Origin of the sequence: Marimonas lutisalis (genome assembly GCF_005434965.1) — a bacterium.
Lineage (GTDB): Bacteria > Pseudomonadota > Alphaproteobacteria > Rhodobacterales > Rhodobacteraceae > Marimonas_A > Marimonas_A lutisalis.
Map to the genome: position 1 here is coordinate 1257178 of NZ_SKCI01000001.1, position 26044 is coordinate 1283221.

Here is a 26044-nt window from a genome sequence, read left to right on the forward strand (position 1 = left end):
CCCGAGTTTGCTGGCTTGTGGCTGCGCGGTTTCCTGTTGCGAGCCGCGTCTGACGCGCCCATGATGCCGATATTGATACCTTATTTGAAAACTTTCAAATGCGACATGAGATATTGCGCCCGAGCGAATTCACACCAGATCTGGCCCGGATCTGGAATGATCTCTTGGATCAGAACGACGATTTTTCAAGCCCGTTTTTCGCTCATGAGTTCACGATGGCGGTTGGGCGGCATCGCAACGATCTGCGCATTGCGGTGTTGCGCAGCGAAGCCGGAATCACGGGCTTTCTTCCGTTTCATCTGAAGCTGGGCGGATGCGCCGCGCCGGTGGGTGGGCAGATTTGCGACTACCAGGGGGTCATAGGAGGTGTCGAAGATCCGGGGCCGCGCGGAGGCAGGCTGATGCGCGATTGCGGGCTCTCTTCTTACGACTTTAATCATGGGCTCGCAGCGCAGAGTATTCTTGAAGATAACGCGTTCAGTTTTTCAAATTCGCTTCGCGCCGATCTGCGTGACGGATTCGATCAATGGCAGAACGAAGTCCGGGCACAGACCAAGCAAATGACGAAGCTGAACCGCATGGTACGGAAAATCGAACGCGAACAGGGAGAATTGCGGTTTGTGCGTGATGACAACTCGGAACAGGCGTGGGCCGCCTTCGTCGGCTGGAAAGACATGGCGCTGCGCCAGCAAGGCGCCCCAGGATTTCCCGGACCCGACTGGATAGCGGATCTGTTGGGCGATATTCGAGTGGTCAATACGGCGCGTTTCGCCGGGCTTTTCAGCACGCTTTATTCCGGGGATCGTATGATTGCCGCGCATTTCGGAATGCGGTCCGATCGGGCCTGGCATTGGTGGTTCCCGAGTTACGATCCCGAGATGCAGCAATACGCGCCGGGGCTGTTGCTGTTGCTGTTCTGCGTCGAAGAAGCGGCGCGGATTGAGCTGAAGGAGTTTGATTTCGGACGCGGTACGCAGCGCTACAAGACGCAATTCGGCACGCGCGCGCGGCGGCTCTGCGAAGGGTCCCTCGAGCGGTCGGGAACAGCGTTTGGAACGGCACGGGTGCTGCGGAAGTCCGCGCAGCGGCTGGCGAACAAGGCATTGCCGGAACAGGCCGCCGCCTTTGTGCGCCGGGCAGGGACGAAAGTATTTCGGGCCGGCCTGATCTGACCGTCAATCGCGGTTTTTTGCGATCCTGGCGGCAAACCGCTGTCGGGCCATCTGCCAGCTGTCGAGAGCCAATCGGCCAAGGCCGAAAACGGTCAGGGGATAGAAGCGAAGAGCCTCGATTTCCGTTGCATCTTCGGCCCAGGCGCGGGTCCACGGCGCGTCCTTGCCGCAGAATTCGAATGAAGAATAGTCGTTTTCGGCGGAATAGCGGATCAATTCGACGAGCAACGCCTCGCCCGGAGAGATGGGGGCGAAGTTTTCGTCATAGCCGACCTTGATTGCCCAGAAACGATTGTCCCAGACAGTGGCGAAGGTCATGGCCGCATCCTGCCCGCCGATGGTGAGGAAACAGAGCCTTAAACGGCCCTTCGCGGCCATTTTTCGGCCGAAACTGCGGAAAAACGCGGCCTGTTTTTCATCGTGCAGAAGGGCAGTGCCGGCACGTCCTTTCCAGCTTTTCGCCTCGACGGCCACGATGCGGTCGAAGATCGGTTCCATTTCCGTTTCACTAGGGGTTAGGATTTCCAAGGCAACGGGGCCGATGGCCTCGGCCTTGCGCCATTTTCGACGATACTGTTGACGTCGCGACCGGCTGCATTGATCGAGCGGCGTCTTCCATTTCTCATCCAGCGAAAGGCTGGGCATTGCCTGTTGCGGGAGCTTTCGCACCAGGGTGAGCCCCCGCCCTTTTCCAGCCTTGCTCAGACGTTGCGAAAAATCGCCGCTTGTCGGGTAGTGCCCCAGGTCCACGGCGAAACCGAGCCGAACTATGCCGCGAGCGAGATCATCTTTCGCCGTATCGTCAGCGTAAAGCGCCTCGACAGATTCCCCTATATCCATCGCCCCGGCCAGTCGAAGCCCGCGCATTACTCCATTTCGGCAGAACACGGCGATAGCCCGGGGGGCTGAAATGTCGCCCACTATCACGGTTTCGTTTTGGCCATCTTGCCCATAGACCTCGGTGGCCGTTTGAATCCAGTCATAGGTTTGCATGAGACTGAGCGGCCTTGACGGACCGCTGTTCCATGCCCTGGCTGGAAGAACGTCGAAATCCACCAGTTTCGCCTCAGTGTGTTTCGACAAATGCGGTCCCCAATGCTGCGTTTGGTTGTGTTTAACACTGTTTCCACTTGAGAATAACGAGAAATCATTGCCGGGGACACTCCAACGCTTTGTTCCCTTGAAAAGCGACTTGATCCTTAAAAAAAGTTGTCACGGTTTTCGACGGTTTGGAGGCTGATCCAAGGTATCAGGGACTTGTCAGAGTCAATTGGCATGAAACAGGCGGGGAGGTTTCGTGGCGTCGGCCACTGCTCTCCGCGGCTCGTTCCGCTGACTCAAAGCCTGTTTCGAGATTATTAACCTTGCCGTGACGCTCCACGTCCGGCTCCCGCTGTCGCTGGAGAACGCCGAGGGATTGCTGCGCCGGCGCGGTATCGAAGTGAATCACTAGGGCCTGTGGTTCTGGTGGTACAGCGTCGGGCCGATGTTAGCATCTGCGAACCCAAGCGGCGTATCGTTGCCTTGAGGTTTGGCCCCAGGGGTTGGAAAATCGATGAGATGTTCGTGATTATTTGAGGCGAGGCGCGTTCCCTTGAGCAGCCCGATCTGATTGGTCCAAGTTAATTGTTAGTGCATGATTGGGCTGGTTTCCATTGGGATGATGGTTTCAGGAGCCGGTGGCCGATAGCCCAATGCACTGTGCGGTCTCCTGGTGTTGTAGTGTTTCCTCCATTGCTCGATCAGGATTTGAGCCTCGCGCAAGGTATGGAAGATCTCGCCGTTGAGCAGTTCATCCCGCATCCGCCCATTGAAGCTTTCGCAATATCCGTTCTCCCAAGGCAATCCTGGCTCGATGTAAACGGTCTGTGCGCCAACAGCGACAATCCAGTCCCGAACAGCCTGTGCAACGAACTCAGGGCCATTGTCCGACCGGATGAAGGCGGGAGCGCCTCGCAGGATGAACAGGTCTGTCAGAGCATCAATTACATCTGTTGAGTTCAGCTTGCGCTTCACCCTGATCGCCAGACATTCGCGGCTGTGCTCATCCAAAATGTTCAACGTGCGGAATGCTTTCCCATCATCGGTCCGACAATGAACGAAGTCATAGCTCCAGACATGATTCCGATACTCAGGTCGCAGCCGGAGGCATGATCCGTCATTCATCCATAGACGCCCCTTCTTGGGCTGCTTCTGTGGAACCTTCAGCGCCTCTCGCCGCCACAGCCGTTCAACCCGACCATCGCTGACAGACCAGCCTGCATCTCTCAGCAAAGCCGCAATCCGCCGATAGCCGTAGCGACCAAACTGTCTGGCCAGTTCGATCATGTCGGCAACCAGCTGATCCTCATCTGCACGACCCTTCGGCACATGCCGCTGGGTCGAACGATGTTGTCCCAGCACTCGACAGGCTCTGCGCTCAGACACTTTGAACTGGTCACGGACATGGTCGATACAGGCACGCCGACGAGCGGGGCTCAGGGGCTCCGCCCGTTTAGGCCTGAAATGGTCCACTGGACCATTTCCAAGACGGCCCTCACTCCCTTTGCGGCCTCCGTCAGGATCAGCTTGTCCAGTGTCAGATCCGACAATGCGCGTCTCAGCTGCTCGTTCTCTTTCTGGAGCCGCTTCAGTTCCTTCAGTTGCTCCACACCCATTCCGCCATACTGCTTGCGCCACCGATAATACGTCTGTTCAACAACGCCGATCTGTCGGATCGCGTCGAGACGGGACATGCCTTGTCCCATCAGCGCCTCAACCTGCCGTAACTTCGAGACAATCTCTTCGGGCTTTGGTCGCTTGTTTGCCATTCCTGGTCCTCCGTTTCCTAAACATAGCGGCGGACCAATGCAGTTGGGGAGGCTCAATGAGACGCGGCCAGATCCACCACGTGTTGTCAAACCCGGTCTATGCCGGACGCATCCGTCACAAGCACACGGTCTATGACGGCCAGCACGATGCAATCATTGATCCGAAGCGGTTTGAAGCGATCCAGGCGCAACTTATGGACCTTTCAGCCAAGCCCCGCGCGAAACCCCACGCGGCGGCTCATCCATCGCCGCTGGCTGGCCGGCTTACCGATGAGACCGGTGATCGGCTGACGCCTACGCATGCGTCGAAAGGGGGCAGGCGCTATCGTTACTATGTCTCACGCCGACTGATTGTCGGGGATGGCGATGCATGCTGCAGCAAGGGATGGCGGCTGCCGGCGCACCGGTTGGAACGTGACCTGGCGCAAGCCGTCCAGGATCATCTGACCGGGTGCTGTGCGCGGGGCAAGCTTGGCGCAGACGGTGCAGGTTCGATTGATCGGCTTCGCAGTGTTGCTGAAGGCCTCGATCGCCAGTGCCTGGAGCTTATTGTTGCGGCAAAGCTTATCGATGGAACGATCCGGATTGATCTCGACAGGAGCAGGATCGCTGAGACCTTCGGATTGACCGAGACAGCTATACCGCCTGCCGCAATGAGCTTCACCGCACCGTTCTCGCAGCGCCGCCGGGGTGTCGAAACACGCCTCGTCATCGGCGAGTCCCCGACGGAGCGGGATGATATCCTGATCGCCAATGTCGCAAAGGCGGCGCAATGGCGCGCGGCTCTCTGCAAAGGCGATGAGCTGGCCGTCATCGCCACCCGCGACGGCATCACAGTCAAATATCTGGGCCAGATGCTGACTTTTGCTTTCCTGTCACCGAAACTCGTCAGGATGATCATGAGAGGTCACCAGCCGCCGGCGCTGACCACGAACTGGATCCGCCGCCATGGCCTGCCGTCATCCTGGGCTGAACAGGACCGCATCGTCGCGCAGCTCTGAGCATCGCCCTCGCAGCCAAGTCTACCCTGGAAATGGCGCTCTGAGACTTATCGCCAGGTCAGCCACCGAAACCTGCAATCCGGCAGTCTCTGGATGCAGCACCACCCGCTAGTCCCCGGAAATACGGGACTAATTTGCGCTTCTCGGAAGAACCCCAATCAGAGGGGACTGTATGGCGGAGAGACAGGGATTCGAACCCTGGGTTCCCGTGAAGGAACAACGGTTTTCGAGACCGCCCCGTTCGACCACTCCGGCACCTCTCCGCGGGGGTCTGGGGCGTCCGTTTAATCGGCTTTGGCAGGCGGATCAAGGCCCGTTTTGCATTGTTTCGGCCGCAGGATGCCTTAGGTATGCAGATGAGGCGGATTTTCAGCGAGGGAGACCGGTATGGGCGAGGCAATGGGCAGGGCAGCGCAGCGGGTATTGGCGCTGCTGGCGGTGATGGTCCTGACGGCGGGCGCGTCCATGGGGGCGGATCGCGACAGGCTTGAGGCGTTCCTGAACGTGACCGGGTTCGACGTGGCGCTGGAATCGATCGCGCTGTCGGCGGCGGATGCGCCGGTGATGTTAGGCATGAGCGCCGAGGATTTCGGGATTCGCTGGAAACAGATCACCGAAGAGGTGTTCGACACCGGGCAGATGCATGACATGGCCATGGATATCTTGGACAAGACGTTGAGCGAGGACCTGCTGCATCACGCGGTAGGGTTCTATGCCTCGGACCTGGGGCAGCGGCTGGTCGAAGTGGAAAACGCGGCGCACATGGAGACAGATGACGAGGCCAAGCGCGCGCAGGGCGAAGAGATCGTTGCCGGTCTGCTGGAAGCGGGCAGCGTGCGGCTGGAGTATCTCAAGCGGATGAATGCGGCGATCGACAGCGCCGGCAACGCGGTGCGCGCGGTGCAGGAGATCCAGCTGCGGTTCCTGCTGGCGGCCAGCGACGCGGGTGTGATCGACCGGCGGCTGGACGAGGATGCGCTGCGGGCGCTTCTGAAGGAGAACGAGGCCGAGATGCGCCTGCGCATGCAGCGCTCGGCGCTGGCCAATTCCGCCTATACCTATCGCGGGTTTTCGGATGAAGACGTGCTGGCCTATGCCGAGGCGCTGGAGGACGGGAAGATGCAACAGGTCTATGACCTGATGAACGCGATCCAGTGGGAGATCATGGCCAACAGGTTCGAGGCGCTGGCGCTGAAAATGGCCGATCTGAACCCCGGAGAGGAATTGTGAGCGTGCAGGCCGTCGTGGGACCATGGCGCGCGGCGTTGGCCGTCTTCTGGCTCGTGGCTGGCGCACTGGCATTGCAGGCGGACGAAGCCGAAGACCGTGCGGCGCTTAACGTGGCGCTGGGGATCGGGCCGCTGCTGGAGATCATGCAAGAGGAGGGCGCCGAATTCGGCGCCGGGATTGGCCGCGATTTCCTGCCCGATGGCGGCGGCGCGGGCTGGGCGGAGGTGGTGCGCCGCATATATGATCGCGACAAGATGCGCACCGTGGTCGAGCGCGGCATGGCGGCCGAACTGGACGCGCAATACCTGCCAGAGCTTCTGGCGTTTTTCCGCTCGGACCGGGGCCAGCGGATCGTGGCGCAGGAAATCGCGGCACGGCGGGCGTTTCTGGCACCGGAAACGGAAGAAATGGCGCGCGAGGCCTATCGCAACGCGGGCGCGGAGCTGGAGAAGCGGCTGGAATTGCTGCGCGCCTATGTCGAGGCCAACGACCTGGTCGAGTTCAACGTGGCCGGGGCGCTGAATTCCAACCTGCGCTTTTTCCGCGGCCTGGCCGAGGGCGGCGCGCTGGACATGGGCGAGGACGAAATGCTGGCCCAGGTCTGGGAGCAGGAAGAGGAAACCCGCGCCGACACCGAGGAATGGCTGATGGCCTATCTCCTGATGGCCTATGACGATCTGAGCGATGACGATATCAGCGCCTATGTCAGGCTTTCGGAAGGCGCGGCAGGCAAGGCGCTGAACCGGGCGCTCTTTGCCGGGTTTGACGCGATGTATGGCGATGTGAGCTATGCTCTGGGACTTGCCGTTGCGGCGCAGGGCAAGGGCGAGGATCTCTGACCCTCGCCCCGGGGCTGTGCGCGGGGCTTCAGGCGGCGGCGATGCGCTGGCCGATCTGGTGGCGCGAGGGCTGGAACTCGACCGCGCCGGTGGTGAAATGCGCGTAGTCGCAGGTCAGCTCTTCGCCAATGGCAATCGCACGGGTGGCGATGCCGCGCGCCGGGTCAGTCAGATCGACATTCGGCATGGACGAGTGGTTCATGAACCGCCCTTCATCGCAATCGAGCACGACCCGGTCGGGATCGGTGGGGTGGTCATAGGTATAGCGTTCGAGAAAATCCCGGAAGTGGGCCGGGGCTTTCTCGACCTCGTCGCGGAAGTAGCTGACATCGAAGCGGGGATCGTAGAACCAGACCAGATCGCCGGGGCGGATCTGGGTGGCGGTGAATACCCCGAGCCCCTCGATCGCGGAGGGAGCGAGGTAGCAGCGCACCATCATCATGCGCATCATCCTTTTCTGAAAGGCCGTCACGCCCTGCCGGTCCGAAGATGTAGCGGAAACAGCCCGCGCGCCGGGCGGATAGCGCACGCCAAGCGAGGCGCCAAATCCGCGATTCTGGCAAGCGGCATTTGCGGATGAAATGAAATCGTGATGAAACACGGTGGCGCATGAACCGCTTGGCCCTTGACAGCGTGGTGCGATTTGCCGATAAGCGCGCGACCGGGCAGGGGGAACCTTGCCCGTGTATTGATTCAATGACGCCCGGCGGGGCGCGCTGTTCGAGGCGGGAACACTTCCCGAAACACCCGCAAGCGGGGGCCACAGGACGCGGAAGCAAGAAGGAAGACGCGCATGTTCGCGGTGATGAAGACCGGCGGCAAGCAATACAAGGTTCAATCGGGCGATACGCTCACGGTTGAGAAGCTGGCCGCAGACGCAGGTGAAAAAGTTCAATTCAACGAAGTGCTGATGCTGGGTGGCGACAAGGTCGTCGTCGGCGCACCTTTCGTTGAGGGCGCGGCCGTGCAGGCCGAAGTGGTCGACCAGGTCAAGGGTGACAAGGTCATCCATTTCGTGCGTCGCCGCCGCAAGCACAGCTCGAAGCGCACCAAGGGCCACCGTCAGCAACTGACCATGCTTAAGATCACCGAGATCCTTGAGAAGGGCGCTGACAAGTCGGGCGTGAAAGCCGCCGTGGGCGCCGGTTCGGTGGCTGCTGTTGCTGCCGCGGCCGCGACGGCAAAGAAACCGGCCAAGAAGGCCGAAGCCAAAGCCGCGCCGAAGGCCGAGGAAAAGAAAGCTGCGCCGAAGAAGGCCGCCAAGGCCGAAGCCGGTGCAGATGACCTCAAGCAACTGTCGGGCGTTGGTCCCGCGCTCGAGAAGAAACTGCATGAAGCTGGCGTGACCACCTTTGCCCAGATCGCAGCCTGGGGCGCCGACGATATTGCGGCGATGGACGAGAAACTCAGCTTCAAGGGCCGCATCGAGCGCGAAGGCTGGGTTGAACAGGCCAAGAAACTGGCCAAATAAGACGAACAAAGGAGAAGCGAAATGGCACACAAGAAAGCAGGCGGTAGCTCCCGCAACGGCCGCGACTCCGCTGGTCGTCGCCTTGGCGTCAAGAAATACGGTGGCCAGGAAGTCATTGCCGGCAACATCATCATCCGCCAGCGCGGCACCAAGTGCTGGCCGGGCGACGGTGTCGGCATGGGCAAGGATCACACCATTTTTGCAACCACCGACGGCCGTGTGAAGTTCCACAAGGGCCTCAAGGGCCGCACCTTTATTTCGGTGCTCCCGGCAGCGGAGGCCGCAGAATAAGCCGACCTTAAGGTATCAAGAAATTAGGGGGATCGGCTTACAAGGCCGGTCCCTTTTCTCGTTTCGGCGTGCATCGCGCCGTTGTGCACGGCCCGTGAGGAGGAAGGCGGGTAGACTGGCACAGGTGAACGGAAGATGCCCCGAGGATGCGTTTGGAGGAGAAACAGCGCATGATGTTTGAGAAAGTGATCAATCAGCCGGTGATCGAAACCGAGCGTTTCGACCTGCGCCCGTTGCGCCTGTCGGACATGGGGCTGATCGAGATGTATGCCAGTGACGAGCGCGTCGCCTGCAACACCCGGTCGATTCCGCACCCGCTCCCGCCCGGCGTGACCGAGGATTTCATCCGCCGGGCGCAAGCCGAGGACCGGGTTGAGGATGTCTGGGCGATGGATGGCACCCGCACCGGCGGGCCTGAGGTGATGGGCCTCATCGGGCTGGAGCGGATGGACCGCAACCAGTCGGAAATCGGGTACTGGGTCGCACCGGTGTTCTGGAACTCGGGCGTGGCATCAGCCGCGGTAGGCGCGCTGATCACGTCCAACCCGCAGGCCAGCAAGACGATCTTCGCCGAGGTTTTCCAGGACAATCCCGCCTCGGCGCGGGTGCTGACCAACCGCGGGTTCGAATACCTGGGCGATGCCGAAACCTTCTGCCTGGGGCGGGGCGCCAACGTGGCGACCTGGACCTACAGTCTTAAACTCAGTTGAGCCGATCGGGGCCTTTGCGTAAGAGGATGACATGAAATTTCTTGATCTCGCAAAGGTCCAGATCCGCTCGGGCTCGGGCGGCAATGGATGCATCAGCTTCCGCCGGGAGAAGTATATCGAATATGGCGGCCCCGATGGCGGCGATGGTGGGCGCGGCGGCGATGTCTGGGCCGAGGCCGTGGACGGGCTCAACACGCTGATCGACTTTCGCTACCAGCAGCATTTCTTTGCCGGCAACGGCCGCCCCGGGATGGGCAAGCAGCGCACCGGCAAGGATGGCGATGACATCGTGCTGCGCGTGCCGGTGGGCACCGAGATCCTGGACGAGGACCAGGAGACGGTGATCGCCGACATTACCGAGGTGGGCCAGCGCGTGCTGCTGGCCAAGGGCGGCAATGGCGGCTTTGGCAACCTGCATTTCAAGACCTCGACCAACCAGGCGCCGCGCCGCGCCAACCCGGGCCAGCCGGGGGTGGAACGTGTGTTGTGGCTGCGGCTGAAACTGATCGCCGATGCGGGCCTTCTGGGCCTGCCCAATGCGGGCAAGTCGACCTTCCTGGCCGCCACCTCGAACGCGCGACCGAAGATCGCGGATTATCCGTTTACCACGCTGCATCCGAACCTGGGCGTCGTTGGCGTGGACAACGCCGAGTTCGTTATCGCAGATATCCCCGGCCTGATCGCCGGTGCGCACGAGGGCAAAGGCATCGGCGATCGGTTCCTGGGCCATGTCGAGCGCTGCGCGGTTCTGCTGCACCTGGTGGACGCCACCAGCGAAACCCTGGTCGACGACTATCGCACGATCATTCACGAGCTTGAGGCCTATGGCGGCCACCTGGCCGAGAAACCGCGGGTGACCGCGCTGAACAAGGTCGATGCGCTGGACCCCGAGCAGCGCGCCGAGGCCAGGGCGGCGCTCGAGGCGGCCGTTGGCGGGCCTGTTCTGCTGATGTCTGGCGTGTCGGGCGAGGGGCTGACCGAAGTGCTGCGCGCCCTGAAGGCCGAGATCGACGAGGACCGCCTGCGCTACAAGGCGGCGGGCGAGGAGAAAGAGCCGTGGCATCCCTGAGTGAGGCGAAGCGGATCGTCGTCAAGATCGGCTCGGCCCTGCTGGTCGAGAAGGCCGGCGGCGGATTGCGGGCTGCGTGGCTGACGGCGCTGGCAGAGGACGTGGCCTGGCTGAAAGGATTGGGCAAGGACGTGGTGCTTGTCTCGTCGGGCTCGATCGCGCTTGGCCGGGGGGTCCTGGGCCTGCCGGCCACGGAACTGGCGCTTGAGCAGGCACAGGCTGCCGCCGCCGTGGGCCAGATCCGGCTGGCGCGGGCCTATGAAGAGGCGCTGGCGCCGCATGGCATCACCACGGCGCAGGTTCTGGTCACGCTCGAGGATTCGGCGGATCGGCGGCGTTACCTCAACTCCCGCGCGACGATGGAGCAGCTTCTGGGGTTGGGCGTGGTGCCGATCGTGAACGAGAACGACACCGTGGCGACCGACGAGATCCGTTATGGCGACAATGACCGGCTGGCCGCCCAGGTCGCGGTGACGGTGGGCGCGGATGTCCTGGTGCTGCTGTCCGATGTCGATGGGCTTTACGATGCAAACCCGGGCGACAATCCCGATGCCAGGCGGTTCGAACGCGTGGAACGCATCACCCCCGAGATCGAAGCGATGGCGGGCGATGCGGGATCGGGCCTGTCGAAGGGCGGTATGAAGACCAAGCTGATGGCGGGCAAGACCGCGACGGCGGCAGGGTGCGCCATGGCGATCACGCAAGGTTTGAATTCTAACCCCTTAAAAGCGCTAGAGAAAGGGGCGCCGGCCACATGGTTTGACGCGCATGGCGATCCGCAGGCGGCACGCAAACGCTGGATCGCGTCGATGAAGCCGCGCGGCGCGGTCAGCGTGGATGACGGTGCCGCCCGCGCGCTGGCGCGGGGCACAAGCCTGTTGCCCGCTGGTGTAGCCGCTGTCACCGGAGCGTTCGGCCGGGGCGATCCGGTCGAGATTCTGAACGCGCAGGGCCACAAGATTGGCCAGGGGCTGAGCCGCTATACTGCCGAAGAAGCGGAGCGGATACGCGGCCATCGCAGCGAAGAGATCGAAGAGGTGCTGGGCTATCCAGGCCGGGCGGCGCTGATTCATCGTGATGACATGGCGCTCTGAGCTTCATCCTGCTAGAAATATCCCCGCCGGAGGCATCCCGCCGTGTCGGCCAGACCGAAGAGACGATCCGATGAAAGACATTGCCGATATTTCCGCCCTGATGGCCGATATGGGCGCACGCGCCAAGGCCGCCGCCGCCGAGCTGGCCTTTGCCAGTGCCGAAGCGAAGACGCAGGCGCTGAACGCGGCTGCCGATGCCGTCTGGGCGCACCGCTCCGAGATCATCGCGGCCAACGCAAAGGACATGGAGTTTGGCCGCGACAAGGGGCTGAGCCCGGCAATGATGGACCGGCTGATGCTGGACGAAGACCGCGTCAAGTCCATGGTCGAAGGCCTGCGCGCCGTGGCCGCGCAGGACGATCCTGTGGGCGAGGTGATCGCCGAGTGGGACCGGCCCAGCGGGTTGCACATCAAGCGCGTACGCACGCCCCTGGGCGTGGTCGGCGTGATCTATGAAAGCCGCCCCAACGTGACCGCCGATGCGGGCGCGCTGTGCCTGAAGGCGGGCAATGCCGTCATCCTGCGTGGCGGCTCCGAGGGCTTTCACAGCTCCGGTGCGATCCATGCCTGCCTGGTCGAGGGGTTGAAGCAGGCGGGGCTGCCCGAGGATGCGATCCAGCTCGTGCCCACGCGCGACCGCGTGGCGGTAAGCGAGATGCTGACCATGACCGAGTTTATCGACGTGATCGTGCCGCGGGGCGGCAAGGGCCTCGTCGGTCTTGTTCAGCGCGAGGCCCGCGTGCCGGTCTTCGCCCATCTTGAAGGGATCGTGCATGTCTACCTCGATTCCGCCGCGGATCCGGTGAAGGCGCTCAACGTGGTGATGAACGCGAAGACGCGGCGCACGGGTATCTGTGGTGCGGCCGAGTGCCTGCTGATCCACGAAAGCATCGCCGACACGATCGGGCAGGGCGTGATCCGGGCGCTGATCGACAAGGGTGTGCGCGTGCATGCCGACGCGGCGCTGCAGAAGATCGACGGAACCGTGCCCGCGACCGACGAGGATTGGGGCCGGGAATACCTGGATATGGATATCGCAGCGCGGGTTGTGCCGGATCTCGATGCTGCGATCGCGCATATCCGGGACTACGGCTCGCAACACACCGATTGCATCATCACCGAGGATGACGCCGCCGCGGCACGGTTCTTTCAGCGGCTGGATTCGGCGATCCTGATGCGCAATGCCTCGACCCAGTTCGCCGATGGGAGCGAGTTCGGCATGGGCGCGGAGATTGGCATTGCCACGGGCAAGATGCATGCGCGCGGGCCCGTCGGCGCGGCGCAACTGACGAGCTTCAAATATATCGTCGAAGGCGACGGTACGGTGCGCGCCTGAACCTTAGAACGCGAGGGTGATGCTGGTTTCGCCCGGCGTGACCAGCGCGGTCTTGCCCATCGCGGCCAGGCAGAGCGGCAGCAGGCCGAACTGCACTTGCGCCGGGCTGAGATCGGGTGTTTCGCGTCCCGAGAGACATGCCCAGAGGTCAGGCATGTCGGCGAGGCGGGGGCCGCTGCCGGTAAGCCGCCAGTCGCCCTGCGCGCCGCTGATGGTGATATCGCCGCCCTGTGGCAGCGCGGTTTCAAGGCACAGCAGCGCGAGATAGAGCGCCTGCACCTCGGCGCGGGGCACATCGCCGGTGCCCGCCCAGGTGACGTGGTAGCGGGTTTTGCCGAAAACGTCGGCGATGACGTTGCCGATTTCCGGGGTGCCGATCATCTGTTCGGCCGACGCCACGCCGAATGCGACGCGGAAAAGCTTGATCCGGGCACTGGCATTCTGGACGCTGCCGGAGATGAGGTTAAGCTCGGGCGTGTCGATGGGGCCGCCCATCGCCATCAGTTCGAGCCCGTTGTTGATGGCGCCGACAGGGCTGATCAGATCGTGGCAGATTCGCGAACCTACCAGCGCGGCGAATGTCAGGCTAGGATGAGACATAGGTGACTCCGAAAGGATGAAAATATGAGCGATCTCAACGCGATGCTGGAACCGGGGATGCGGGTGCGCCACCCGGATCGCCCGGATTGGGGGCTGGGACAGGTGCAATCGAACATCGCGGGCAGGATCACGGTGAATTTCCCCGAGGCCGGAAAGGTTGTAATTGACGGATCGCGCATTGCGCTGATCCCCGTCTTTGATGACGGATGAAGGTTATCGAAAGGTTAACAGGATTTAACCAAGCTTGCGAAGTGGCGGGCGGGGGCCTAAACACGCGGAAACTTCGCGACAGACAGGCAAGATGGCGGAACCGCAATTCGAGGTGAGACTGGCGACGGGCGAGGCGGATCTTCGGGCCGCGCAGCGCCTTCGGTATCATGTATTCGTCGAGGAGCTGGGCGGCGGTGGTGCGCTGGTGGACCACGAGAACCGATATGAGCGGGACCGGTTCGACGCGCATTGCGACCACATGATACTGATCGATCATGCCCGCGCGGCGGACCCTGGCGAACACGTGGTTGGGGTCTATCGGCTGATGCGTGAGGAACAGGCCCGGGCCGCCGGGCAGTTCTATTCCGAAGGCGAATACAACCTCGCGCCGCTGAAGGCGAGTGGTCGGCGGCTGCTGGAGTTGGGGCGGTCCTGCCTCTTGCCCGAGTATCGCGGCGGGGCGGCAATGTTCCACCTTTGGAATGGGCTGGCCGCTTACGTGGAAGCCCATGACATCGAAATACTTTTCGGCGTGGCCAGCTTTCATGGCACCGATATCGCCGCGCTGGCGCAGCCGCTGTCGCTGTTGCATCACCGGCATCTGGCGCCGCCCGAGTTGCGCGTGCGGGCGCGGGTGTTTCAGAGCATGGACCTGGTGCCGGAGGATCAGCTGGACCGGCGGGCGGCGATGCTGCAGGTGCCGGCGCTGATCAAGGCCTATCTGCGGCTGGGCGGGGTGGTGGGCGAGGGCGCCTATATCGACCACGCGTTCAACACCACGGATGTGTGCCTGATCATGGACACGGCGCGGATGAACGCACAGCGCGCGCGGCTTTACGGGCGCGAGGACCGGGCATGAGCACCTGGGATCCCGGGATCGAACCGCCGCATGTGCCCATCGGACCGGTTGGCTGGATTCTTGTTGTTTTCCGGGGGCTTGTGCTGGGCGTGGTCACCTTTGGTGGTCTGGCGCTGTTGCTGTTGGTGCGGGTGGTGGAGCAGCCGATTCATGGGCTCAACCGGCCGTGGACGCCGTGGATCACACAGGCGGTCTGTGCCACTGCTTTCGTGGTGCTGGGCATTCGCTATCGCGTCGAGGGCAAACGGATGACCGAGCGCGGCGCGGTTGTGTCGAACCACGTGGCCTGGCTGGACATCTTTGCGCTGAATGCCCGTAAGCGCGTCTACTTCGTGTCGAAATCCGAAGTTGCGCACTGGCCCGGGATCGGCTGGCTGGCCAAGGCGACGGGCACGGTGTTCATCAATCGCGACCGGCGCGAGGCGAAGGCGCAGCAGACGATCTTCGAAGACCGCCTGCTGGCGGGGCATAAACTGCTGTTCTTTCCCGAGGGAACCTCGACCGATGGACGGCGTGTTTTGCCTTTCAAATCAACGCTTTTCCAGGCGTTCTTCAGTCCAAGACTCGAACATGCTCTTTATATCCAGCCGGTCACGCTGATCTACCGTGCGCCCAGGGGGCAGGACAAGCGGTTCTATGGCTGGTGGGGCGACATGGAGTTCGGGCCGCACTTGTTGCAGGTGCTGGGCGCGCTGCGGCAGGGATCGGTGACGGTGAAGTATCACGCTCCGCTGCGGGTGGATGAATATGCCAACCGAAAGGCGCTGGCCGAAGCCTGCGAAGCGGAGGTGCGCAGCGGATTGCCCGCGGACCTGCGCGAGGATTGAGCCGGGCGGGTTAACGCCCCTCACTGGCGCCGAATCGGGGGAGTGATTTGCGTGCACCCGCCGCGCACCCTGCGTGCACCCCCAAAATTGCGTGGTTGCGAAACGGCGCAGTGTTAACGCGGCGCGCGGTAAAACATCGTCAAGATTGATTAACCGTTGCCGAGCGGCGCGAGGAGCGCCTTGAGCGCGGCGGTGGGATCGTCGTCCATCCAGATCTCATCGCCGATGCCGAAGAAATCGGTGACCGGCGCGAGGGCGGCGACCAGATCGGTATCGAGCGCGCCTTCGGCCACGACAGGCACCTCGATCATCTGGCTCCACCAGTCGAAGAGCTCGTGCTCGGCGATGGTGCCGTCGCCCAGAGGCGTGTCGCCCACGGGGCCGAAGCTGACATAATCGGCGCCGGCTTCTCCGGCGGTCATACCATCATGGCGCGAGGCGGCGCAGAAGGCGCCGACGATGGCGTCCTTGCCCAGCTCTTTGCGCGCCTTCCGCACCGAGCGGGCCGCGTCGGTTAGGTGCACGCCGTCGAGGCCCAGGCGCTCGACCAGAAGGATGTGGCGTTCGATCACCAGCGCCACGTCGCGCGCGATGGTCACTTCGCGCACGGCGTCGGCCGCGCGGCAGAGCGTGTCTTCGTCATGGCTGGAGAGCGCGAGGCGCACGCAGGCGACCGGTTGCGCGTCGAGCACGCGGGCGAGCTGATCGGGAAAGCGCGAAAGCTCGATCTCGGGCGGGGAGATAAGGTAGATCTGCGGCTGCTCGGGCTGGGCCATGGTGCGGCTCCTGACTTGGCGTTTGGCGCTGCTATAGCGTGGAAAATCGCGCCGGGGCAAGCGTTTGCACCCGAAACCCCGACGAAGTTGCGGATCGCAGGGCGGGTGCAATGAGTATTTTTGCCAAGAAAGAGCAGCGGGGCCTTGGAACGCGCGGGGGGCTGGGGTAATTCGCGGCAGGTGCGAAAGGAGACCCCATGCCAAGCGAAACCCCGCAGCCCGCCTTTGTCCTGGTGCGCCCGCAGATGGGCGAGAACATCGGTGCCGCGGCGCGCGCGATGTGGAATTTCGGGCTGGACCGGATGCGGGTTGTGGCCCCGCGCGATGGCTGGCCCAGCGAAAAGGCGGTGGCGATGGCCAGCGGCGCGGGCCGCCTGCTGGACGAGGCGGGACTGTTTGCGGATCTGGCTGGCGCGCTTGAGGATTGCAGCTACGTCTATGCCACCACGGCGCGGCCGCGCGAACTGACCAAGCCGGTGCTGAGCCCGGAGCGCGCCATGGCCGAGGCGCGCGCGCGCATCGCCGCGGGCGAGAAGGTGGCGGTGATGTTCGGGCCCGAGCGCGCCGGGCTGGAGAACGAGGACGTGGCGAAGGCGAATGCCATCATCTCGGTCCCGGTAAACCCGGACTTTCCATCGCTGAACCTGGCGCAATGCGTGCTGCTGACAGGATACGAGTGGATGCGGGCGCAGGGCGAGGTGCAGCACGTGCTGGACGAGCCCAGGGGCGACTGGGCGACGGGGCTGGAGATCGAGAAACTGGCCGAGCATTACGAAGACCGGCTGGAGGAGGCGGGGTTCTTTTTCCCCGAGGCCAAGGCCGAGGGCATGAAGGTGAACCTGCGCAACCTGTGGAGCCGGATGCGGCTGACCCGGGCGGATGTGCAGATGCTGCACGGGATCATGCGGCAGATGGTGCGGTGGAAGACCCGTTGAAGGGCCGTTGAAGCCGGGGGCCGGGCGGCATAGGTTGGCGGCGACAGTGGAGGCAGGGCATGGCTGAGAAACGATCCATTTTCGAGGAAGTCGGCGAAGGCACGCAGGCGAAGGCGACACCGCAGGGCGGCATGATCGACAAGGGCCGGCGTGGGGCGCGGGGCGCGGTGCGCGCCTGGCTGATGGTGCTCTTTGCGCTGGTGGTGATCATGATCGCGGTGGGCGGTCTGACCCGGTTGACCGACAGCGGGCTGAGCATCACCGAATGGAAGCCGATCACCGGGGCGCTACCGCCGATGAACGAGGCCCATTGGCAGGCGGAATTCGAGAAATACCAGGCGATCCCAGAGTTCCAGATCGAGAACAGCTGGATGACGCTGGAGGATTTCAAGGTCATCTACTGGTGGGAATGGGGCCACCGGCAGCTGGGCCGGGTGATCGGCCTGGTCTGGGCGGTGGGCCTGCTGGTGTTCTGGCTGACCAGGCGCATCCCGCCGGGCTGGGCCGGGCGGCTGGTGCTGATCGGGGCGCTTGGCGGTGTGCAGGGCGCGGTTGGCTGGTGGATGGTGTCGAGCGGGCTGACCGGCTCGATGACCGATGTGGCGAGCTACCGGCTGGCCACCCACCTGGGGCTGGCCTTTGTCATCCTGGGGTTCATTGCCTGGTACGTCTTCCTGCTGGGCCGCGAGGAGCGCGAGTTGATGCAGGCGCGGCGGCTGCGCGAGGCGAAGCTGTTTTCGCTGGGCACGGGGTGGATGCATTTCGCCTTTCTGCAGATCCTGCTGGGCGCGTTGGTGGCCGGCATCGATGCCGGGCGCAGCTATACCGACTGGCCGTTGATGGGCGGGCAGGTGATCCCGCCGGACGCGATGATGCTGGAGCCCGCGTGGCGCAATTTCTTTGAAAATCCGGGCACGGTTCAGTTCATCCACCGGGTGGTGGGCTACCTTCTGCTGGCGTTCACGGTGATGGCCTGGCTGCGCGGGCGCGGGAGTGCGAACCGCGCGACGCAGGTGGCGTTCTCGGCCGCGGCGATCGGGGTTCTGTTCCAGATCGTGCTGGGCATCTACACGGTGATGACGGCAGCGCCGTGGCAGGTGGCGATCCTGCACCAACTGGGTGCGGTCGTGGTCTGGGTGCTGATCATCCGGGCGCGGTTCGCCGCGCAATACCCGGTTGTGACGTCGATCAGGGGGTAAGATATGACGGCCTATGACGAACTGATGGCGCATCAGCGCCAGACCGAGGCGCTGGCGCAGATCGCCGGCAGGCTGGGCTGGGACCAGGAGACGGTGATGCCGCGTGGCAGCGCCGAGCAACGGGCCGAGGAGAGCGCGGCGCTGCAGCAGGTGCTGCATGCGCGCCGCACCGATCCGCGCGTGGGCGAGTGGCTGGCCGCGGTGGACGAGGCGGCGCTGGACGAGGTGGGCCGCGCCAATATCCGCCATGTCCGGCGATCCTTTGAACGGGTGAGCCGTGTGCCCGAGGCTCTGGCCACGGCGCTGGCGCGCCTGACCAGCCGGGCGCAGGGGCAATGGGCCGAGGCGCGCGCGAACGAGGACGTGGCGGCCTTTGTTCCGGTGCTGGAAGAGATCGTGAAGCTGAAGCGCGAGGAGGGCGCGGCGCTGGCGGCGGGCGGCGATGTCTATGATGCGCTCTTGGATGACTATGAGCCCGAGGCGAAGGCGGCGGACCTGAGCGCGATGTTCGATGCGCTGCGTCCGCGGCTGGTGAAGCTGCGCGAAGCGGCGTTGGCGGAAGCGCCGCCAAAGGGGCTGAGCGGCGAATTCGACGAGCAGGCGCAGATGAAGTTGGCGCGCAAGCTCGCGAAGACCTTCGGCTATGACATGAGCCGGGGGCGGATCGACAAGGCGGTGCATCCGTTTTCGTCCGGGTCGCACAACGATGTGCGGATCACAACGCGCACCAACCCGGCCGATCCGTTCAACTGCTTCTACTCGACCATCCACGAGACCGGGCATGCCTGTTACGAGCAGAACATCGACCAGGCCTATGGCTTCACGCCGTTGGGGCAGGGCGTGTCGATGGGCGTGCATGAAAGCCAGAGCCGGATCTACGAGAACCAGCTGGGCCGCTCGCGGGCCTTCACCGGATGGCTTTTCCGCGAGATGACCGAGGCATTCGGCGATCTGGGACTGGCGGATGAGGATGCGTTCTATGCCGCGGTGAACCGGCTGCATAACGGCTATATTCGGACCGAGGCGGACGAGGTGCAGTATAACCTGCACGTAATGCTGCGGTTCGACCTGGAACAGCAGATGATCGCCGGCGATCTGGCGGTGGCCGACCTGGAAGAGGCCTGGAATGCGCGTTTCGAGGCGGATTTCGGGTTTGCCGTCGACACACCGTCGAACGGCTGCTTGCAGGATGTGCACTGGTCGGTGGGGCTCTTTGGCTATTTCCCGACCTACTCGCTGGGCAATGTCTATGCCGGGTGCCTGCACGCGGCACTGCGCGACGCTGTGCCGGACCTGGATGTGCACCTGACGCGCGGTGACCTGGGGCCGGCGACGGACTGGCTGCGCGATAACGTGCAGCGGCACGGCGGGCTCTATCGCCCCCGAGAGGTGATCGAGAAGGCCACCGGGACGGCGCCGTCGGAAGCGCCGCTTCTTGACTATGTCGAGGCGAAGTTCGGGGCGCTTTACGGCGTCTAGGCGCAACGCGGGGGATGCGAGATGCCTGAAATTACGGGCGGGTGTCAATGCGGCCAGCTGCGGTTTCGGGCGTCGGGTGAGCCGAAGCGCGTTGGCATCTGCCATTGCCTGGATTGCCGCAAACATCATGGCGCGTTGTTCTACGCGGCCGCGATTTTCCCGGCAGACGCTGTTGTGATCAAGGGGGAAGTGAAGGGATATGCCGGGCGGTTCGTCTGCCCGGTCTGCGGATCCTCGGTTTTCGCGCGAAGCGGGGACGAGACCGAGCTGCATCTAGGGGCGATGGATGCGCCCGATCAGTTCACCCCGAGCTATGAGTGCTGGACGATCCGGCGCGAAGCCTGGTTGCCGCCGTTCCCGACCGCACGGCAATACGCCCGCGACCGCGAGACCGAAGACTGACGCGCCTGGCCGCTAGAGAAGCGCCATGCGCTCGGCCCGTTCGGGATCGGGGAAGGGGCGGTAGAGGCCGAATTCTTCTTCCGCGATCAACGTATTAACCGCGCGGTAGAGCGTGGCGACATGTTCGTCATGACTGCCCGAGAGGCGAAAGGCGTCGTCGAGCTGGGCGAGGTTTGCGACCTCGACATGCAGGATGAAATCGCGATGCGAATCCGAGGCGAGGTTGAGCTTGCGCCGTAGGAGCCGCCAGCCGCCGATCACGCCCTTGGATTGCAGGAAGCCCATCCATTCGCTGACAGCATGGGCAAAGGCCAGCGCCTTGGCGTCATCCTTGAGATCGATCGAGCAGGTATAGAGATTCATGAAAAATACCCCGGGGTGGTGATGCCCCGGGGTATCGCAGAAAAAGGTTACAATCCCGTGAAACTCAGCTTTCTTCGGCGTCGTCCTCTTCGTCGCCCTGGTCGGCGATCCAGGCGACCGAGACCACCTCTTCACCCTTGCCGGTATCGAAGACTTTGACCCCGCCGGCACTACGCGAGCGGAACGAGATGCCCTCGACCGGGACGCGGATCGACTGGCCCTTGGAGGTGGCGAGCATCACCTGGTCGTCCATCTCGACGGGGAAGGCGGCCACGATATCTCCGCCGCGCATCGCCTTGTCCATCGCCATCACGCCCATGCCGCCACGCCCGCGCACCGGGTAATCGTGGCTGGAGCTGAGCTTGCCCGCGCCCTGCGCTGTGATGGTCAAGATCAGGTTCTCGGCCGCCGACATCTCAGCATAGCGCTCCTGGCTCAGTTCGCCCGGTGTGGCCTCTTCGTCCTCGACCTCGGCATCGTCGGCCAGGCCGGCCATGGCGCGGCGCATCTTGAGATAGGCGGCACGCTCTTCCGGGGTGGCCTCGAAATGTCGGATCACGGCCATCGACACGACCTCGTCCTTGCCCGAGAGACGGATGCCGCGCACGCCTGTCGAACTGCGCCCGGCAAAGACCCGCACATCGGTGGTGGGGAAGCGGATGGCACGCCCGGAATTGGTGAACAGCATCACATCTTCGTCTTCGGAACAAATCCTTGCATTGACAAGGCTTACACCGCCTTCTTCAGGCAGTTTCATGGCGATCTTGCCATTGGATTTCACGTTGGTGAAATCCGACAGGCGGTTGCGCCGAACGTCGCCCGCCGAGGTGGCGAAAACGATCTGCAGGTCATCCCATTCCTCCTCGGGGCGGTCGACCGGCATGATCGCGGCGACGGAAACGCCCTGCGGAATGGGCAGGATATTGACGATCGCCTTACCCTTCGAGGTGCGCCCGCCCAGCGGCAGGCGCCAGGTCTTGAGCTTGTAGACCATGCCATCGGTGGTGAAGAACAGAAGCTGGGTATGGGTGTTGGCCACGAAGAGGGTGGTAACTACGTCCTCTTCCTTGGTGGCCATGCCGCTGAGCCCCTTGCCGCCGCGCTTCTGGGCGCGGAAATCGGCCAGCGCGGTGCGCTTGATATAGCCGCCCTGGGTGACGGTGACGACCATGTCCTCGCGCTCGATCAGGTCTTCGTCGTCCATGTCGCCCGACCAGTCGACGATCTCGGTACGGCGGGGCACGGCGAAAAGCTCTTTCACCTCGCGCAACTCATCGGCGATGATGCCCATGATGCGTTCGCGACTGCCCAGGATTTCCAGGTATTCCTTGATCTTGCCGGCCAGCTCTTCCAGCTCGTCGGTAACCTCTTTCACGCCGATCTGGGTCAGGCGCTGCAGCCGCAGCTCGAGGATGGCGCGGGCCTGGGTTTCGGACAGGTTATAGGTGCCGTCCTCGTTCATCGTATGGGTCGGATCGTCGATCAGGCGGATGTAATCGGCGATGTCGGCGGCGGGCCAGCGGCGTTCCATCAGCTTGCGGCGCGCCTCGGCGGCGTCGGCCGAACTGCGAATGGTGGCGACGACCTCGTCGACATTCGAGACGGCCACGGCCAGACCACAGAGGATATGGCTGCGTTCCCGCGCCTTGCGCAGCTCAAAGGCGGTGCGGCGCGCGACAACATCTTCGCGAAAGTCTATGAAATAGCTTAGGAAATTGCGCAGCGTCAGGGTTTCCGGACGACCGCCGTTCAGCGCCAGCATATTGCAGCCGAACGAGGTTTGCATCGGCGTGAAGCGGAAGAGCTGGTTCAGCACCACCTCGGCGGTCGCGTCGCGCTTGAGCTCGACCACGACGCGCACGCCGTTGCGGTCGGATTCGTCCTGCACGTGGGCGATGCCCTCGATCTTCTTCTCGCGCACCATTTCGGCGATCTTCTCGATCATCGAGGCTTTGTTCACCTGGTAGGGAATCTCGTCGATGACGATGGCGTAGCGGTCCTTGCGGATCTCCTCGACCCGGGTCTTGGAGCGAATGATCACGCTGCCGCGTCCCTCGAGATAGGCCTTGCGCGCGCCGGAGCGACCGAGAAGGATGCCGCCGGTGGGGAAGTCGGGGCCGGGGACGTACTCGATCAGCTGTTCCGAGCTGAGATCGGGGTTCTCGATCAGCGCGAGGCAGGCCTCGACCACTTCGCCCAGGTTGTGCGGCGGGATGTTGGTGGCCATGCCGACGGCGATACCGCCCGCGCCATTGACCAACATGTTCGGGAACCGCGCCGGCAGCACCGTGGGTTCCCGGTCCTTGCCGTCGTAATTGTCTTGGAAATCAACGGTTTCCTTGTCGATGTCGGCCAGCAGATAGGCCGCCGGCTTGTCCATGCGGACCTCGGTGTAGCGCATGGCGGCGGGGTTGTCGCCGTCCATCGAGCCGAAGTTGCCCTGGCCATCCAGGAGCGGCAGCGACATCGAGAAATCCTGCGCCATCCGCACCAGCGCGTCATAGATCGCGCTGTCGCCGTGGGGGTGGTATTTCCCCATCACGTCGCCGACCGGGCGGGCGGATTTGCGGTAGGGCTTGTCATGGGCGTTGCCGGTCTCGTGCATGGCATAGAGGATGCGGCGGTGCACCGGTTTCAGACCGTCGCGCAGATCGGGGATCGCGCGGCTCACGATCACGCTCATCGCGTAATCGAGATAGGAGCTTTTCATCTCCTCGGTGATCGACACCGTCGGACCGTCGTATTCCGGCCGTTCAGGTGCGTTTTCTTCTTCCGTTTCAGGGGGTTCCGGCGTGTCGCTCACGTTATCTGCCCGTCTTTTCCGTGCGGCCCATATCTAGTTGCATCGCTTATATCAGAGCCAGCATATAGGGTGCAATGAAAGATGCCCCCTTGTGTTGGCAGCCTCCGAAGGCGGCTGATAACACATTGTTTTAGTTGAAAAATAATTTCCCGCTGGCATGATTTTACCAGAAGAAACTTCAGGAGGTGCAATTGCAGTGACCGAAACCGAGATGCTCTTGAAGGGATATGGCGTGACAACGGCGGAATTCTTCTATCGCATGCCGGACCATATCCATGTCCTCAACACTTTTGTCTGGCAGGACTATGACCTGGCGCCGGACCACCCGAAACTGTTCGATTTCATCGCGTTCTGGCAGCGCGAGATCGAGGGACCGTTGCACTCGGTGCGCTTCAACCATCGCAAGCTGGTGGCGCCCGGAGAGTGGCGCAACGTGGTGGGCGAGTTCACGCTGCATTAAGCGTACCGTTCCGAGCGGTTAACGCGAATTTCCGCGGAAAAACCGGGGGTGATTTGCGTGCACCGCCCGGCTGACATCCGGCTGCCAGCAGAATCCGGGCCGTGCGGCGCCGCAACCGGTTAACAGCGCGCGCGCCTGCGTTCTTTCTTGGCAAAAATACTCAAGTCCCCGGCACGGAAGGGCGAGAACGCCGATGCCGGGGCCCGGTCCGGGACGCAAGGGCAGGCCGAGCGAAGCGAGGCCTGCCCCCGGGCGACGCGCAGAGCGCGGCGCAAAACCTGGGGCAGTGTCAGGGAATGATGCGGGTGTATTTCACGCCTTCGAGCGTGGCGCCGATATGCAGGCCGGCCTGGCCGAAGATCACCGCCAGCACCGGCGCGGTCGTAGTGGTGGTCTCGGCGCGCAGGTTTTCGCCCTGGTCGTTGAACACGTATTCCACGTCGGCCCCCGCGGCCCAGCCGGGCGAGCGGCGGAACCGCATCAGCGCGTCCTCGGTCATGAAAAAGAGCACGTGGGCATATTGCTGCGCCCCGATCTGGAGCCCGAAACTGCCCTTGGTGGCCGAGTAGTAATCGACCGATACGCCGTTGACGCGCAGCGCGCCGCGGCCATAGCCGCCGCCAAAGCCGAAGCCCGCCTCGGTCACCAGCGGCATGACCAGCATGCCGTTCGATTTCGCGGCCAGCCCCTGGGTGGCGGGGTAGGTGGAATAGAGGTAATTGAGCGTCGTATCCACGCGCGCGTCGATCTTCTGCGCGCCGTTCGAGCCGACACCGTTGCCGCAGGCCGAAAGCGTGCCGGCGGATGCCATCATGGAGAGCGCGAAGCCGCGCCGAGTCATCGAAGTCATGGGTTCACTGCCTCGAATATTGCCTAGGTTGCCTGACTGCCGGGTTCATCCCGGTCGTATCAGGCGTCACTATAGGCCGGATCATCTGCCCTGTCACGCCCCGTCGCGGGGGTGGGCGGGTCTTTGCGCGGCGGCGGCGCCGTAGGGCGGGCTTCAGCCCGCCGAACAGGTCCGGATCGGGCCGGGTCAGTCAGGCCAGCGCGCGCGCCACGGCGGGGGCGAAATAGGTCAGGATGCCGTCACAGCCCGCGCGCTTGAAGCACATCAGCGACTCCACCATCGCCTTGTCGCCGTCGATCCAGCCGTTCTGCGCGGCCGCCATGATCATCGCGTATTCGCCCGACACCTGGTAGGCGAAGGTCGGTGCGCCGAAGGTGTCCTTCACCCGCCAGCAGATGTCGAGGTAAGGCATGCCCGGTTTCACCATCACCATGTCGGCGCCTTCGCGCAGGTCACGTTCTATCAGGCGCAGCGCCTCGTCGGTGTTGGCGGGGTTCATCTGGTAGGATTTCTTGTCGCCCTTGAGCGCACCGCTGGCGCCCACCGCATCGCGGAAGGGGCCGTAGAAGGCGCTGGCATACTTGGCCGCGTAGGACAGGATCGTCGTGTTCTTGAAGCCCTTGTCCTCGAGCGCGTCGCGGATCGCGCCGATGCGGCCATCCATCATGTCCGAGGGGCCGATGATGTCGACGCCGGCCTCGGCCTGGCTCAGCGCCTGTTTCACCAGCGCGTCGACGGTTTCGTCATTGACGATCTCGCCGTCGACGACAAAGCCGTCATGGCCCAGCGAATTGTAGGGGTCGAGCGCCACGTCGGACATGATCGCGATATCGGGCGCGGCCTGCTTGATTGCGCGGGTGGCGCGGTTCGACAGGTTCTCGGGGTTCCAGGCCTCTTCGCAGGTCGGCGTTTTCAGGGACGGGTCGGTATAGGGGAAAAGGCAGATCGCGGGGATGCCCAGATCCTGCGCTTCCTTTGCCGCCTCGGCCACCCGGTCGACGCTGCGCCGCACCACGCCCGGCATCGAGGCAACGGGCTGTTCCACGCCTTCGCCATCGCAGACGAAAACCGGCCAGATCAGATCGTTCACCGTCAGTTCGTTTTCCTGCACGAGCGCCCGCACCGCGGCGGACGACCGCGTGCGGCGGTGGCGGGTCAGCGGGAAAGGGGCCTGGACCGGTCTCATGCGTGCTCTCCTCCTTGCACTGGCTGAAATGCAATGGCATGGAAGCGCCCGCATCTTCAAGGGTAGGAATTG

At 63.4% G+C, this 26044-nt stretch carries 26 protein-coding genes, 1 tRNA gene and 1 pseudogene; 18 read left to right on the forward strand and 10 right to left on the reverse strand.

Annotation, left to right across the window (positions count from 1 at the left end):
- The first annotated feature begins 98 nt into the window (after positions 1-98).
- Positions 99-1172, forward strand: coding sequence for a GNAT family N-acetyltransferase (locus E0501_RS06015; RefSeq protein ID WP_137700410.1), 1074 nt, complete (start codon positions 99-101; stop codon positions 1170-1172).
- Between the two features lie 3 nt (positions 1173-1175).
- On the opposite strand, the gene E0501_RS06020 is transcribed toward E0501_RS06015, so the two are convergent.
- Together E0501_RS06020 and E0501_RS06025 are read right to left on the reverse strand one after the other, a co-directional pair.
- Entirely contained in the window at positions 1176-2165 is a 990-nt protein-coding gene (locus E0501_RS06020) for a GNAT family N-acetyltransferase (RefSeq protein WP_137700411.1), read from the reverse strand.
- Positions 2166-2801: 636 nt separating this feature from the next.
- Positions 2802-3982 (reverse strand): annotated as a pseudogene (locus E0501_RS06025) (IS3 family transposase).
- A gap of 56 nt (positions 3983-4038) precedes the next feature.
- On the opposite strand from E0501_RS06025, the gene E0501_RS06030 reads away from it, so the two are divergent.
- A complete protein-coding gene (locus E0501_RS06030; RefSeq protein ID WP_137700412.1) occupies positions 4039-4983 on the forward strand; it encodes a recombinase family protein in 945 nt (314 codons plus the stop codon).
- A gap of 173 nt (positions 4984-5156) precedes the next feature.
- On the opposite strand, the gene E0501_RS06035 is transcribed toward E0501_RS06030, so the two are convergent.
- Positions 5157-5246 (reverse strand) — tRNA-Ser (locus tag E0501_RS06035).
- Positions 5247-5370: 124 nt separating this feature from the next.
- Here E0501_RS06035 and E0501_RS06040 point away from each other — a divergent pair.
- A complete protein-coding gene (locus tag E0501_RS06040) occupies positions 5371-6213 on the forward strand; it encodes a DUF2059 domain-containing protein (RefSeq protein WP_137700413.1) in 843 nt (280 codons plus the stop codon).
- Positions 6210-7052, forward strand: coding sequence for a DUF2059 domain-containing protein (locus E0501_RS06045; protein ID WP_137700414.1), 843 nt, complete (start codon positions 6210-6212; stop codon positions 7050-7052). The genes E0501_RS06040 and E0501_RS06045 overlap by 4 nt, the downstream gene beginning before the upstream one ends.
- 28 nt (positions 7053-7080) lie before the next feature.
- Here the strand turns inward: E0501_RS06045 and E0501_RS06050 are convergent, their stop codons facing one another.
- Complete coding sequence (locus E0501_RS06050; protein WP_137700862.1) at positions 7081-7494, reverse strand: SET domain-containing protein; 414 nt, start codon at positions 7492-7494, stop codon at positions 7081-7083.
- A 351-nt stretch (positions 7495-7845) separates the two neighbouring features.
- Between E0501_RS06050 and E0501_RS06055 the strand changes: the two genes are divergently transcribed.
- The 6 genes from E0501_RS06055 (at position 7846) to E0501_RS06080 (ending at position 13023) form a co-directional block, all read left to right on the forward strand.
- Positions 7846-8523 carry a 50S ribosomal protein L21 gene (locus E0501_RS06055; RefSeq protein WP_137700415.1) on the forward strand — a complete coding sequence of 226 codons (678 nt, stop codon included), beginning with the start codon at positions 7846-7848 and terminating at the stop codon, positions 8521-8523.
- 21 nt (positions 8524-8544) lie between these two features.
- Positions 8545-8814, forward strand: a complete 270-nt coding sequence (gene rpmA / locus E0501_RS06060) for a 50S ribosomal protein L27 (RefSeq protein WP_137700416.1) — start codon at positions 8545-8547, stop codon at positions 8812-8814.
- Positions 8815-8984: 170 nt separating this feature from the next.
- Positions 8985-9524, forward strand: a complete 540-nt coding sequence (locus tag E0501_RS06065) for a GNAT family N-acetyltransferase (protein WP_137700417.1) — start codon at positions 8985-8987, stop codon at positions 9522-9524.
- Positions 9525-9555: 31 nt separating this feature from the next.
- Positions 9556-10593: a GTPase ObgE gene (obgE, locus tag E0501_RS06070; protein ID WP_137700418.1), complete on the forward strand. Its 1038-nt coding sequence runs from the start codon at positions 9556-9558 to the stop codon at positions 10591-10593.
- Positions 10581-11687, forward strand: coding sequence for a glutamate 5-kinase (gene proB / locus E0501_RS06075; protein ID WP_137700419.1), 1107 nt, complete (start codon positions 10581-10583; stop codon positions 11685-11687). The genes obgE and proB overlap by 13 nt, the downstream gene beginning before the upstream one ends.
- A 70-nt stretch (positions 11688-11757) precedes the next feature.
- Positions 11758-13023, forward strand: coding sequence for a glutamate-5-semialdehyde dehydrogenase (locus E0501_RS06080; RefSeq protein ID WP_137700420.1), 1266 nt, complete (start codon positions 11758-11760; stop codon positions 13021-13023).
- A 3-nt stretch (positions 13024-13026) separates the two neighbouring features.
- On the opposite strand, the gene E0501_RS06085 is transcribed toward E0501_RS06080, so the two are convergent.
- On the reverse strand, positions 13027-13623 hold the full coding sequence (locus E0501_RS06085; RefSeq protein ID WP_137700421.1) for a histidine phosphotransferase family protein: 597 nt from the start codon (positions 13621-13623) through the stop codon (positions 13027-13029).
- 24 nt (positions 13624-13647) lie between these two features.
- Here E0501_RS06085 and E0501_RS06090 point away from each other — a divergent pair, with 24 nt between their 5' ends.
- From E0501_RS06090 to E0501_RS06100, 3 genes are all read left to right on the forward strand, one after another.
- Entirely contained in the window at positions 13648-13833 is a 186-nt protein-coding gene (locus E0501_RS06090) for a DUF3553 domain-containing protein (protein ID WP_137700422.1), read from the forward strand.
- Between the two features lie 91 nt (positions 13834-13924).
- Complete coding sequence (locus tag E0501_RS06095) at positions 13925-14692, forward strand: GNAT family N-acetyltransferase (RefSeq protein ID WP_137700423.1); 768 nt, start codon at positions 13925-13927, stop codon at positions 14690-14692.
- A complete protein-coding gene (locus E0501_RS06100) occupies positions 14689-15519 on the forward strand; it encodes a lysophospholipid acyltransferase family protein (protein ID WP_137700424.1) in 831 nt (276 codons plus the stop codon). The genes E0501_RS06095 and E0501_RS06100 overlap by 4 nt, the downstream gene beginning before the upstream one ends.
- Before the next feature lie 149 nt (positions 15520-15668).
- Here the strand turns inward: E0501_RS06100 and E0501_RS06105 are convergent, their stop codons facing one another.
- Entirely contained in the window at positions 15669-16295 is a 627-nt protein-coding gene (locus tag E0501_RS06105; RefSeq protein WP_137700425.1) for a thiamine phosphate synthase, read from the reverse strand.
- Positions 16296-16492: 197 nt separating this feature from the next.
- Here E0501_RS06105 and E0501_RS06110 point away from each other — a divergent pair, with 197 nt between their 5' ends.
- The 4 genes from E0501_RS06110 to E0501_RS06125 are packed head-to-tail and all read left to right on the forward strand — an operon-like array spanning position 16493 to position 20310.
- Positions 16493-17230: an RNA methyltransferase gene (locus tag E0501_RS06110; protein WP_137700426.1), complete on the forward strand. Its 738-nt coding sequence runs from the start codon at positions 16493-16495 to the stop codon at positions 17228-17230.
- Between the two features lie 59 nt (positions 17231-17289).
- Positions 17290-18429, forward strand: coding sequence for a heme A synthase (gene ctaA, locus E0501_RS06115; protein ID WP_137700427.1), 1140 nt, complete (start codon positions 17290-17292; stop codon positions 18427-18429).
- 3 nt (positions 18430-18432) lie between these two features.
- Positions 18433-19908: a carboxypeptidase M32 gene (locus tag E0501_RS06120; RefSeq protein ID WP_137700428.1), complete on the forward strand. Its 1476-nt coding sequence runs from the start codon at positions 18433-18435 to the stop codon at positions 19906-19908.
- Positions 19909-19929: 21 nt separating this feature from the next.
- Positions 19930-20310 (forward strand): GFA family protein, encoded by a 381-nt coding sequence (locus E0501_RS06125; protein ID WP_137700429.1) that lies wholly within the window; start codon positions 19930-19932, stop codon positions 20308-20310.
- Between the two features lie 12 nt (positions 20311-20322).
- Here the strand turns inward: E0501_RS06125 and E0501_RS06130 are convergent, their stop codons facing one another.
- Together E0501_RS06130 and gyrA are read right to left on the reverse strand one after the other, a co-directional pair.
- Positions 20323-20673, reverse strand: a complete 351-nt coding sequence (locus E0501_RS06130) for a DUF6614 family protein (protein ID WP_137700430.1) — start codon at positions 20671-20673, stop codon at positions 20323-20325.
- Between the two features lie 64 nt (positions 20674-20737).
- On the reverse strand, positions 20738-23476 hold the full coding sequence (gene gyrA / locus E0501_RS06135; protein ID WP_137700431.1) for a DNA gyrase subunit A: 2739 nt from the start codon (positions 23474-23476) through the stop codon (positions 20738-20740).
- A 190-nt stretch (positions 23477-23666) separates the two neighbouring features.
- On the opposite strand from gyrA, the gene E0501_RS06140 reads away from it, so the two are divergent.
- Positions 23667-23936, forward strand: a complete 270-nt coding sequence (locus tag E0501_RS06140; RefSeq protein ID WP_137700863.1) for an usg protein — start codon at positions 23667-23669, stop codon at positions 23934-23936.
- Positions 23937-24225: 289 nt separating this feature from the next.
- On the opposite strand, the gene E0501_RS06145 is transcribed toward E0501_RS06140, so the two are convergent.
- Positions 24226-24786, reverse strand: a complete 561-nt coding sequence (locus E0501_RS06145; protein ID WP_137700432.1) for a lipid-binding SYLF domain-containing protein — start codon at positions 24784-24786, stop codon at positions 24226-24228.
- 190 nt (positions 24787-24976) lie between these two features.
- A complete protein-coding gene (gene hemB, locus E0501_RS06150) occupies positions 24977-25972 on the reverse strand; it encodes a porphobilinogen synthase (RefSeq protein WP_137700433.1) in 996 nt (331 codons plus the stop codon).
- Positions 25973-26044: the final 72 nt, after the last annotated feature.

Coding starts and splice junctions, on each gene's coding strand:
- E0501_RS06015 (WP_137700410.1), top strand. CDS start 99: ATGCGACATGAGATATTGCGCCCGAGCGAATTCACACCAGATCTGGCC.
- E0501_RS06020 (WP_137700411.1), bottom strand. CDS start 2,165: ATGCAAACCTATGACTGGATTCAAACGGCCACCGAGGTCTATGGGCAA.
- E0501_RS06030 (WP_137700412.1), top strand. CDS start 4,039: ATGAGACGCGGCCAGATCCACCACGTGTTGTCAAACCCGGTCTATGCC.
- E0501_RS06040 (WP_137700413.1), top strand. CDS start 5,371: ATGGGCGAGGCAATGGGCAGGGCAGCGCAGCGGGTATTGGCGCTGCTG.
- E0501_RS06050 (WP_137700862.1), bottom strand. CDS start 7,494: ATGATGATGGTGCGCTGCTACCTCGCTCCCTCCGCGATCGAGGGGCTC.
- E0501_RS06055 (WP_137700415.1), top strand. CDS start 7,846: ATGTTCGCGGTGATGAAGACCGGCGGCAAGCAATACAAGGTTCAATCG.
- rpmA (WP_137700416.1), top strand. CDS start 8,545: ATGGCACACAAGAAAGCAGGCGGTAGCTCCCGCAACGGCCGCGACTCC.
- E0501_RS06065 (WP_137700417.1), top strand. CDS start 8,985: ATGATGTTTGAGAAAGTGATCAATCAGCCGGTGATCGAAACCGAGCGT.
- obgE (WP_137700418.1), top strand. CDS start 9,556: ATGAAATTTCTTGATCTCGCAAAGGTCCAGATCCGCTCGGGCTCGGGC.
- E0501_RS06080 (WP_137700420.1), top strand. CDS start 11,758: ATGAAAGACATTGCCGATATTTCCGCCCTGATGGCCGATATGGGCGCA.
- E0501_RS06085 (WP_137700421.1), bottom strand. CDS start 13,623: ATGTCTCATCCTAGCCTGACATTCGCCGCGCTGGTAGGTTCGCGAATC.
- E0501_RS06090 (WP_137700422.1), top strand. CDS start 13,648: ATGAGCGATCTCAACGCGATGCTGGAACCGGGGATGCGGGTGCGCCAC.
- E0501_RS06095 (WP_137700423.1), top strand. CDS start 13,925: ATGGCGGAACCGCAATTCGAGGTGAGACTGGCGACGGGCGAGGCGGAT.
- E0501_RS06100 (WP_137700424.1), top strand. CDS start 14,689: ATGAGCACCTGGGATCCCGGGATCGAACCGCCGCATGTGCCCATCGGA.
- E0501_RS06105 (WP_137700425.1), bottom strand. CDS start 16,295: ATGGCCCAGCCCGAGCAGCCGCAGATCTACCTTATCTCCCCGCCCGAG.
- E0501_RS06110 (WP_137700426.1), top strand. CDS start 16,493: ATGCCAAGCGAAACCCCGCAGCCCGCCTTTGTCCTGGTGCGCCCGCAG.
- ctaA (WP_137700427.1), top strand. CDS start 17,290: ATGGCTGAGAAACGATCCATTTTCGAGGAAGTCGGCGAAGGCACGCAG.
- E0501_RS06120 (WP_137700428.1), top strand. CDS start 18,433: ATGACGGCCTATGACGAACTGATGGCGCATCAGCGCCAGACCGAGGCG.
- E0501_RS06125 (WP_137700429.1), top strand. CDS start 19,930: ATGCCTGAAATTACGGGCGGGTGTCAATGCGGCCAGCTGCGGTTTCGG.
- E0501_RS06130 (WP_137700430.1), bottom strand. CDS start 20,673: ATGAATCTCTATACCTGCTCGATCGATCTCAAGGATGACGCCAAGGCG.
- E0501_RS06145 (WP_137700432.1), bottom strand. CDS start 24,786: ATGACTTCGATGACTCGGCGCGGCTTCGCGCTCTCCATGATGGCATCC.
- hemB (WP_137700433.1), bottom strand. CDS start 25,972: ATGAGACCGGTCCAGGCCCCTTTCCCGCTGACCCGCCACCGCCGCACG.